Annotated in this window: 8 protein-coding genes; 1 reads left to right on the forward strand and 7 read right to left on the reverse strand. The window is 73.5% G+C overall.

The window, feature by feature from the left end; genetic code table 11:
* The 3 genes from GTW43_RS08840 to GTW43_RS08850 form a co-directional block, all read right to left on the reverse strand.
* Positions 1–1,701 (reverse strand): SMC family ATPase (locus tag GTW43_RS08840; RefSeq protein ID WP_161301071.1); only part of this gene is annotated, 1,701 nt, incomplete at its 3' end.
* Complete coding sequence (locus GTW43_RS08845; protein WP_161301072.1) at positions 1,698–2,861, reverse strand: exonuclease SbcCD subunit D; 1,164 nt, start codon at positions 2,859–2,861, stop codon at positions 1,698–1,700. The genes GTW43_RS08840 and GTW43_RS08845, both read right to left, overlap by 4 nt.
* A 134-nt stretch (positions 2,862–2,995) precedes the next feature.
* Positions 2,996–3,616 (reverse strand): YigZ family protein, encoded by a 621-nt coding sequence (locus tag GTW43_RS08850; RefSeq protein WP_161301073.1) that lies wholly within the window; start codon positions 3,614–3,616, stop codon positions 2,996–2,998.
* Between the two features lie 96 nt (positions 3,617–3,712).
* Between GTW43_RS08850 and GTW43_RS08855 the strand changes: the two genes are divergently transcribed.
* Positions 3,713–4,126, forward strand: a complete 414-nt coding sequence (locus tag GTW43_RS08855; RefSeq protein WP_161301074.1) for a CoA-binding protein — start codon at positions 3,713–3,715, stop codon at positions 4,124–4,126.
* Positions 4,127–4,163: 37 nt separating this feature from the next.
* Here GTW43_RS08855 and GTW43_RS08860 read toward each other — a convergent pair whose 3' ends face one another.
* The 4 genes from GTW43_RS08860 to GTW43_RS08875 all read right to left on the reverse strand — a co-directional run.
* Positions 4,164–5,111, reverse strand: a complete 948-nt coding sequence (locus GTW43_RS08860; protein WP_343245938.1) for an NAD(P)-dependent oxidoreductase — start codon at positions 5,109–5,111, stop codon at positions 4,164–4,166.
* 40 nt (positions 5,112–5,151) lie between these two features.
* On the reverse strand, positions 5,152–7,206 hold the full coding sequence (locus tag GTW43_RS08865; protein WP_161301076.1) for a beta-galactosidase: 2,055 nt from the start codon (positions 7,204–7,206) through the stop codon (positions 5,152–5,154).
* Between the two features lie 40 nt (positions 7,207–7,246).
* A complete protein-coding gene (locus tag GTW43_RS08870; RefSeq protein ID WP_161301077.1) occupies positions 7,247–8,584 on the reverse strand; it encodes a sugar ABC transporter substrate-binding protein in 1,338 nt (445 codons plus the stop codon).
* Positions 8,585–8,649: 65 nt separating this feature from the next.
* On the reverse strand, positions 8,650–9,493 hold an 844-nt coding region (locus tag GTW43_RS08875), incomplete at its 5' end, for a carbohydrate ABC transporter permease (protein ID WP_161301078.1).

A 9,493-nucleotide genomic window follows, 5' to 3' on the forward strand; every position in this document is an offset into this window, starting at 1 on the left:
CTCGGCGGTGCGGTGGGCGGCGAGCGCGTGCTCCTCGGCGGCCCGGTCCACGTGGCCCGCGGCCCGCGCGCCCGGCGCCGGGTGCTCGACGCTGCCGCAGACGGCGCACGGCTCACCGGCGACGAGGGCCTCGGCGAGTTCGGCGGCCACGCCGCGCAGCCGCTCCTCCTTGAGCCCCAGCCAGTGCTCGTGCGCGGCGGCGGACTCCTCACGGGCCCGCAGCACCGCCTCCCGGGCCGTCCCGGCGAGGGCCGTGAGGCGGTCCCGCTCGACGGCGGCGGCGGCGCGCTGCCGTACCGGTTCGAGCTGTCCGGCGAGGTGTTCGGCGCGGGTCGCGGCCTCCTGGGCCTGTTCGACCCGGCCCTGGAGTGCGGTGCGACGGGTGTCCCAGGTGCCGAGCCAGCCGTCGGTCTCGGCGAGCAGCTCGGCGTCCGCGCGTTCCTCGCGGTCGAGGCGGTCCCGGTCCTCGGCGATCCGGGTGAGGCGCTGCTCGGCGCGGCGCGCGGCGTCGAGCCCGCCGAGCTCCTGGGCGAGCCGACGGGCGGCCTCGGCCAGTCCGGCGGGCCCGGCGTCCTCGGTGAGGCGGCCGTCGAGACGGGCGGCGGCGCGGTCGGGGGCGGAGGCGAGCGCGGTGCGGGTGCGGGTCTCCTCCCGCAGGGCTCTGCGGTGCTCGGCGTCCGCGGCGTCGCGCAGGGAGAGGGCGGGGGCGACGGACTCGGCCTTGCGGGCCCGCTCCATCCGCTCCTGCAGTGCCCGGTGTTCGCCGGCGTGCTCGTCCAGGGCGGCGGCCCGCGCGCGGGCTTCGTCGAGGCGCTGCTGCAGCCGGGCCGTCTCCTGCTCCGCGGCGAGGGTGTCCTGCGCCGCCGTGCGGGCCGACTCGGCGGCGCCGAGGGCGAGATGGGCGTGGGTGAAGCGCTCGCGGGCGCCGGTGCGGGCGACGGCGGCCCAGCCGAGGACCGCTTCCGTGAGGCCCGGCTCACCGGGTTCGGCGCGGACGGGGTCGAGTTCGGCGCTCTCCCCCGCGGCCTGCTGCATGCGGTGGGCGTCGGCCAGCAGTGCCGCGTCACCGGCCTTGACCTGCTTCTCGGCGACGCGCCGGTCGTCGGCGAGCCGCTGCTCGACGGCGGCGAACCGGTGCGTGTCGAAGAGCCGCCCGAGGAGCTTGCCGCGCGCCTCGGCGTCGGCGCGCAGGAACCGCGCGAAGTCGCCCTGCGGGAGCAGCACGACCTGGCAGAACTGGTCCTTGCTCATGCCGAGCAGCTGGGTGATCTCCTCGCCGATCTCCTGGTGGGAGCGGCTGAGGTCGTTCCACGCGGCGTCCTCGGCGACGTACTCGCGCAGGGCGCTCTGCGCCTTCTCCGTGGTGAAGCCGGTGCCGCGCTTCTTCGGGCGGGCGTAGGGGGGCTGCCGGGTCAGCTCCAGGCGGCGGCCGGCGACGGTCAGGTCGAGGACGACCTCGGTGCGCACGCCGGGCTCGGCGTGGTCGCTGCGCAGGTGCTGCCCCTGGGTGCCGCCGCTCTGCCGGGCACCGGGCGCCGAGCCGTACAGCGCGTAGCAGACGGCGTCGAGGACGGAGGTCTTGCCCGCGCCGGTCGGTCCGTGCAGCAGGAAGAGCCCGGCGGAGGAGAGCGCGTCGAAGTCGATCTCCTGCGTGGCGCCGAAGGGGCCGAACGCGGTGATCTTCAGGGAGTGCAGTCTCACCGGGCGACCTCGCGCACGACGTCGTCGGTCCGGACCGCGTCGAAGGCGGCGCGCAGCAGGAGGCGCTCGTCCGGGTCGGGCCCGGCGCCGCGGACATGGGTCACGAAGTCCTCCGCGATCTCGTGGTCGTCGCGCCCGCTCAGCCGCTCCGCGTAGCTGGCGTCGGTCCGCTCGTCGGTGCGGCGCGGGTCGAACAGCAGGCTGAGGGTGTGCGGGAAGCGCTCGGCGAGGCGGGCCATCGGGTCGTCGGGCCGGACCGCGTCGGTGAGGGTGGCCTCGACCCAGGACTCCTCGTGGGCGGCGAGCTCCGGTGCGGCGAGCAGCTCCTCGAGGTCGCCGCGGATACGCGCGAGAGGGCGCGGCACCGGACAGTCGATCCGCTCGGCGGTCACCGTGCCCCGCTCGTCGAGGTCGACGAGCCACATGCTCTTGCGGTGATCGGCCTCGGAGAACGAGTAGGGCAGCGGGGAGCCCGAGTAGCGGACGCGCTCGGAGATCGTCTGGCTGCCGTGCAGATGGCCGAGGGCCACGTAGTCGACGCCGTCGAAGACGCCGGCCGGGACGGCCGCGACACCGCCGACCGTGATGTCCCGCTCGCTGTCGCTGGGGGCGCCGCCGGTGACGAAGGCGTGCGCGAGGACCACCGACCGGGTGCCGGGGGCGCGGGCGGCGAGGTCCGCGCGCACCCGCTCCATGGCGGCCCCGAGCACCTGCTCGTGTCCGGCGCGCTCGACCCCGAACTCGGCCTTGACCAGGGCGGGCTCGAGGTACGGCAGCCCGTAGAAGGCGACGTCGCCGTGGGCGTCGGCCAGCACGACGGGCTCGGCGCAGCCGCTCGGCGCCGTCCGCAGATGGATGCCGGCCCGGCCGAGGAGGCCCGCGCCGACGCCGAGGCGGCGGGCCGAGTCGTGGTTGCCGGAGATCATCACCGTGGGCACGCCGAGGTCGGACAGGCGGTGCAGCGCGTCGTCGTAGAGCTCGACCGCGGACAGCGGGGGCACCGCCCGGTCGTACACGTCGCCCGAGACGACCACCGCGTCGACCTCGTGCGCGCGCACCGTGTCGACGAGGTGGCCTATGAACGCGGACTGGGCGTCGAGCATGCTCACGCGGTGGAACGCGCGGCCCAGATGCCAGTCGGACGTGTGCAGCAGCCTCATGCACACGAGGCTAACGGCTGGGTCGGACAGCCCGTCCGGAGCTCCCGTCCCTCCCGTCCGCGCAGGTGACCCACCCCACACGGGCAGAGCCGCGCGCCCGGGTCCGGGTCAGCGTCCCCGGGCCAGGGTCCGGGTCAGCCGTACGCCTCGCCGCCGAGCTCGAACCCGGCGTCCCCCGCCGACACGTCCGCGAGCCAGGCCCGGAACTGCTCGACGTCCGCCTCGGGCAGTCCGATCTCGATCTCCACCGCCTCGCCGTAGCGGACGTCGCGCACGGCGCGGCCCGTGGAGCGCAGGTCGTTCTCCATCTTGCCCGCGCGCGCGTGGTCGACGGTCACGGTGGCGAGCCGGTAGCGGCGTCGGGTGACGGTGCCGAGCGTGTCGAGCGCCTCGCCGACGGCGCCGCCGTACGCGCGGATGAGGCCGCCCGCGCCGAGTTTCACGCCGCCGAAGTAGCGCGTGACGACCGCGACGACGTACCGCATCTCGCGCCGGGTGAGCATCTGCAGCATCGGCACCCCGGCGGTGCCGCCCGGCTCGCCGTCGTCGCTCGCCCTCTGCACGGAGGCATCGGCGCCGATGACGTACGCGAAGCAGTTGTGGCCGGCGGTGGGGTGCTCCTTGCGGATGCGGGCGACGAAGGCCTGGGCCTCCTCCTCCGTCGCCGCGGGTGCGAGCGCGCACAGGAAGCGCGAGCGGTTGACCTCGGTCTCGTGCACGCCCTCGCGGGCCACGGTGCGGTACTCGTCCTGCATCCGGCCAGCCTATGCGTGCCCCGTGAGGTGCGGAATCGGCGGGGCGCGCGCGTCGTTACCCGGACGTCAGAGTTGGCCCGAACCTTGGAGGCGTCGATGTACGGCGACCGGGAGACCGTCCGCAGGATTCTCACCGAGACCGGGGACACCTGGGCCGTGGTGGGCCTGTCCTCGAACACGTCCCGTGCGGCGTACGGCGTCGCGCAGGTCCTGCAGAGGTACGGCAAGCGGATCGTGCCGGTGCACCCGAAGGCGGAGACGGTCCACGGGGAGCAGGGGTACGCGTCGCTGGCGGACGTCCCGTTCCCGGTCGACGTGGTGGACGTCTTCGTGAACAGCGAGCTCGCCGGGGCGGTCGCGGACGAGGCCGTGGCGGCCGGGGCCGCAGCGGTGTGGTTCCAGCTGGGCGTGGTGGACGAGGGCGCGTACGCGCGCACGCGTGACGCCGGGCTGGAGATGGTGATGGACCGCTGCCCGGCCATCGAGATCCCGCTCCTGGAGCGGCCCTGACCCCGTCCGGCCCCGTCCGGCGGGAGCGGCGGGGCGCTCAGGCGGCCGGGTCCGCTGGGTCCGCTGGGTCCGCTGGGTCCGCTGGGTCCGCTGGATCCGCCGGGTCGAACGAGGCGTAGTACGCCGCGGCCATGTCCTCCTGGCCGTGGCCCTGGCGGGCGGCGCGGGCGAAGCGCTCGGCCGCGGCCTCGGCGAGGTCGAGGCGCACGCCGCGGGCGCGCCCGGCCTCGGCGATCAGCCGGGCGTCCTTCGCCGCGGTGTCGACGGCGAACTGGGCCGGGGAGAGCCGGTCCTCGAGGATCAGCGCCGACTTCGCGTGAAGGTAGGGCATGTCGAGCCCGCCGCCCGCGATGGCGTCGAGGAAGGACGTCGGGTCGACGCCGAGCGCCTGTGCCAGGGCGAGGGACTCGCCCACGGCGTTGGTCGCGGCGAGGACCCAGCTGTTGGCGACGAGTTTGAGGCGGGTCGCGCTGCCTGCGGCGCCGTCCTCACCGGTCCACACGGTGCGCGCGCCGACCGCGTCGAGCACCGGCGCGACGACGGGCCGGGCCGCGTCGGGGCCCGCCGCCAGCACGAGCAGCTGCCCGGCCTCGGCGGGCTGCCGGGTGCCGAGGACGGGGGCGTCGAAGAAGGCCAGTTCGTGTGCGGCGGCGAAGCGGGCGAGGTCGGCGACGCCCTCGACGCCGGCCGTGGTCGACTGCAGCCAGGCCGCGCCGGGCCGCAGCCCGTCGGCGGCCTGCCGCATGACATCGAGGGTGGCGGGCCCGTCGTAGAGCATGGTGAGCACGACGTCGGCGCCGATGACGGCCTGCGCCGGGCTGTCGCAGATCCGCACTCCGTCGGCGGCGAGGGGCTCGGCCTTGGCGCGGCTGCGGTTCCAGGCGTGCACGGTGAGGCCCGCGCGGGCGGTGTTGCGGGCCATGGCCGCGCCCATGATGCCGGTACCGAGGACCGCGACGGTCGGCTGCTCTGTCATGACGTGCACTCTCCCTCGACTCGTCCGCTGCCGGACTCGGTTCAAGATCTCACGGGCGCCGCCTCTGCCGCAGCACGGCGACCCCGCGCGGGGGGAGCGCCGCTCCCGCGGTGACGTCCGGTCCGGTCAGCACCTCGCCGCTCAGTCCGGGCAGCGTCACGGGGGCGTCGCCGCGGCCGACCAGGAAGAGGTAGCGGTGGTCGTCGTCGTGCCGGACGACGAGTTCGACGGCTCCACGGGCCTGTTCCGGCAGTTCGCTCGTGACGCCGGCCGGGGCGAGCAGGGCGGGGAGCAGCCCGGTGAGGCCGTCGGTGCCGAGGCGGGTGGAGACGTAGGCGGCGGAGCCGCGGCCGGCCGGGCGGCGGGTGACGGCGGGGCGGCCGGCGTGGTCGCCCGTGCGGTAGGACGCGAGGACCTCGGTGGCCGGGTCCGTCAGCGTGATGCCGTCGGTCCACAGGCTCCCGGGGCCGGCGCCGTCGAGCGCGACCTGCTCGTCGCCGAGCAGCGGGGTGAACTCCTCGATACGGATGCCGAGCAGCTCGCGCAGGGCACCGGGGTGACCGCCCAGCCAGACGTGGTCGTTCTCGTCGACGACTCCGGAGAAGTACGTGGTGACGAGGTGGCCGCCGCCCTCGGCGTACCGGGTGAGCTCCTTGGCCAGGGACTGCGGCACGACGTGCAGGACGGGCGCGACGACGACGTCGTACGCGGCGAGTTCGGTGCCGTGGGCCGGGACGACGTCGGCCCGGATACCGAGACGCTGGAGGGCGGCGTACCAGTCGAGCGCCTCGCGGTGGTAGCCGAGCAGGGAGCTGGGGTGGGAGTCCTGTTCGACGGCCCACCAGGAGTCCCAGTCGAACAGGACGGCCACGCGCGCGCGTTCGCGGCGTGATCCGGCGACGGGGGCGAGCGAAGCCAGGGTGTGGCCGAGGTCGACGACGGAGCGGAAGACGTCGCTGTCGGGTCCGGCGTGCGGGACCATCGCGGAGTGGTACTTCTCGGCACCGGCGGCGGACTGGCGCCACTGGAAGAAGCACACGGCGTCGGCGCCGTGGGCGACGTGCAGCAGGGAGTCGCGGGCCAGTTCGCCGGGCCGTTTGGCGATGTTGACGGGCTGCCAGTTGACGGCGCTGGTCGAGTGCTCCATCAGGAACCAGGGGCGGTGACCTGCGATGCCGCTGGTCAGGTTGGCGGAGAAGGACAGTTCGTCGCGGTCCTGCGGGCCCGGGACGACGTAGTGGTCGTTGGCGACGAAGTCGACCTCGCCGGACGCGGCCCAGTCGGCGTAGTCCATGCCCTTGGTCCCGGCCATGACCATGAAGTTGGTGGTGACGGGCACGTCGGGGGTCACTTCGCGCAGGACGGCGCGCTCGGCGGCCAGGTGGTCCCTGAGGGCGTCGGAGGAGAAGCGCTTGAAGTCGAGCTGCTGGGTCGGGTTGGGGTGGCTGGCGGCGAGCCGGGGCGGCAGGATCTGGTCCCAGTCGCTGTAGCGCTGGGACCAGAAGTGGGTGCCCCAGGCGTGGTTGAGGGCGTCGAGGGTGCGATACCTGTGGCGCAGCCAGGTCCGGAAGGCGCGGGCGGCGTCGTCGGAGTGGTCGTAGACGTTGTGGCAGCCCAGTTCGTTGTTGACGTGCCAGGCGACGAGGGCGGGATGGGCAGCGTAGCGCTCCGCCAGGGTGCGGACGAGGCGCAGGGCGTGCGCGCGGAAGACGGGTGACGTGGGGCGCCAGTGCTGGCGGGCCCCGGGCCACACGGTCTCGCCGGTGGCGGTGACCGGGAGGATCTCGGGGTGCGCGGTGGTCAGCCACGGGGGCGGCGAGGCCGTCGCGGTGGCGAGGTCGACGCCGATGCCGTGTGCGTGCAGCAGGTCCATGACATCGTCGAGCCAGTCGAGGTCCCAGGTGTCGGCGGTGGGCTGGATGCGGGCCCAGGAGAAGATCGCCAGGGAGACGGTGGTGACGCCGGCCTCGCGCATCAGGCGGACGTCCTCCTCCCACACCTCCCGCGGCCACTGCTCGGGGTTGTAGTCGGCTCCGTAGCCGAGCCGCCGGGTGCCGTCGGGCCCCTGCGGATGGGGGAAGCGGGAGGCGGTGGGGGCTCTCATGCGGGTCCTTCCAGTGGTGCGGTCCGGGTGCGGACGGGTGCTACTTCTCGACGGTGAAGCCCTGTTCGGTGCCGTAGCGGGCGCTGGCGTCCCGCCAGGCCTTCAGTCCGGCGGACAGCGTGGTGGAGGAGACGTAGGCCTTCCCGGCGGTGTCGTTGAAGATCGAGTTCGCGTAGACCTGGTAGGGCAGGTACGTCCAGTCGGCGGAGACGTGCTTCGCCGACTCGGCGAAGATCTTGTTGGCCTTCTGGCCGCCGAAGTACGGGAAGGCGGTGTTCTGGAACGCCGGGGACTCGAGGTCCTTCACGGTCGCGGGGAACGCGCCGTTCTTGATCCGCGTCGTGACGCCGGCGCCCGCGTCGGCGTACTCGGCGAAGGCGTAGGCGAGTTCCTTGTTCTTGCCGAGGGCGGGCAGGGCCAGCGAGCTGCCGCCGTTCTCGGAGCTGGCGGTACCACCCTTCGTCCACTGCGGCAGCGGGGCGACGCGCCAGTCCCCGGCCGCGCCCTTCACGCCCGAGGCGAAGTTGGCGGGCATCCAGGCGCCGATGGGAAGCGTGGCGATGGTGCCGTCGGCGAGGCCCTTGTACCAGTCGTCGGACCAGCCGGGGACGGACGAGACGAGCTTCTCGTCGATGAGCTGCTGCCAGGTGTCCGTGTACGTCTTCGCGCCCGGGTCGGTGAAGTCGATGCCGACCTTGGTGCCGTCGACCTTGTACGGGTGCGAACCGGCCTGCCACAGCAGGCTGGTGGTCATGCCCGCGTCGCCGATGTCGCTGGTGATGTACGCCTTCGGGTCGGCCTTGTGCAGCTGGCGGGCGGCGTCGACGTACTCGTCCCAGGTCGTCGGCACGGCGATCTTGTGCCGGTCGAAGACCTTCTTGTTGTAGAAGAGCGCCATCGGGCCGGAGTCCATGGGCAGTCCGTAGATCCCGTCTCCGGACGTCACGGAGTTCCAGGGGCCGGGCGAGTACCGGTCCGCCAGCTTGCCCGCGCCGAAGCCCTTGAGGTCGGTGATCTGCTTCGTCAGGGCGTACTGGCCGAGCGCGTAGTACTCGACCTGGGCGACGTCCGGGACGCCCTTCTTCGCGGAGATCGCGTTCGACAGTGCCTTGTACTGGTCGTTGTTCGTCCCGGCGTTGACGAGCTTGACGTGGACCGCGGGGTACTTCTTCTCGAAGTCCGTGACGACCTGCTCGAGGGTGGGCTCCCAGGCCCACACCGTGATGGTGCCGCCCTTCTTCAGGGCGCTCTGTATGTCGCCCGCGCTCACCTCCTTCCCGGCGGAGTCGTCGCCGGAGCCGCCGCAGGCGGTGGCGGCGAGGGCGAGGGCGCAGACGAGGCCGATGCCGCGCAGGGTGCGGCGCAGGTGCTGGGGCATGACGGTGACTTCCACTTCTTCGTGGGCCGAGGGGGTGGTGACGCACGGGGCGCCGGGACGGAGGGCTACTCCTTGACGCTTCCGGCGGACAGGCCGGACTGCCAGTACCGCTGGAGCAGCAGGAACCCGGCGATCAGCGGGACGATGGTGAGGAGAGAGCCGGTGACGACCAGGTTGAAGACGACCTCGCCGCCGGTCGCGTAGGCCTGTCTGTTCCACGCGTCGAGGCCGACGGTGAGCGGGTACCAGTCGGGGTCCTTCAGCATGATCAGCGGGAGGAAGTAGTTGTTCCAGGTGGCGACGGTGGTGAAGAGCAGGACGGTGACGGTGCCGGGGGCGAGCAGGGGCAGGGCGACGGTGAAGAACGTGCGCAGTTCGCCCGCGCCGTCGATCCGGGCGGCCTCCATGAGTTCGGCGGGGATCGCCTCGGTGGCGAAGACCCACATCAGGTACAGGCCGAACGGGGAGATCAGGGAGGGCAGGATGACGGCCCACGGGGTGTCGGTGAGGCCGAGCTTGCTGAACATGAGGAAGGTCGGCACCGCGAGCGCGGTCGTGGGCACGGCGACGGCCCCGATGACGACGGCGAGCACGGCGCGCTTGCCGGGGAAGACGAACTTGGCGAGGGCGTAGCCGCCGAGGACGGCGAGCAGGGTGGCGCCGCCCGCCCCGACGACCACGTACAGCAGGGTGTTGAGCAGCCAGCGCCCGAAGACGCCGTCCTGGTACGTGAAGGTGGCGCTGATGTTGTCCCACAGGGAGAAGTCGCGGTCGAACCAGAGGCCGAAGGAACGGGCCAGGCCCGCCTGCGACTTGGTGGCGCTGATCAGCAGCCAGACGAGCGGGAGCAGGCTGTAGACGAGGACGACACCGGTGAGGGCCGTGAGCAGCACGCTGCGCCGGGGCCGG

The sequence above is a fragment of the Streptomyces sp. SID5785 genome, assembly GCF_009870065.1.
GTDB lineage: Bacteria > Actinomycetota > Actinomycetes > Streptomycetales > Streptomycetaceae > Streptomyces.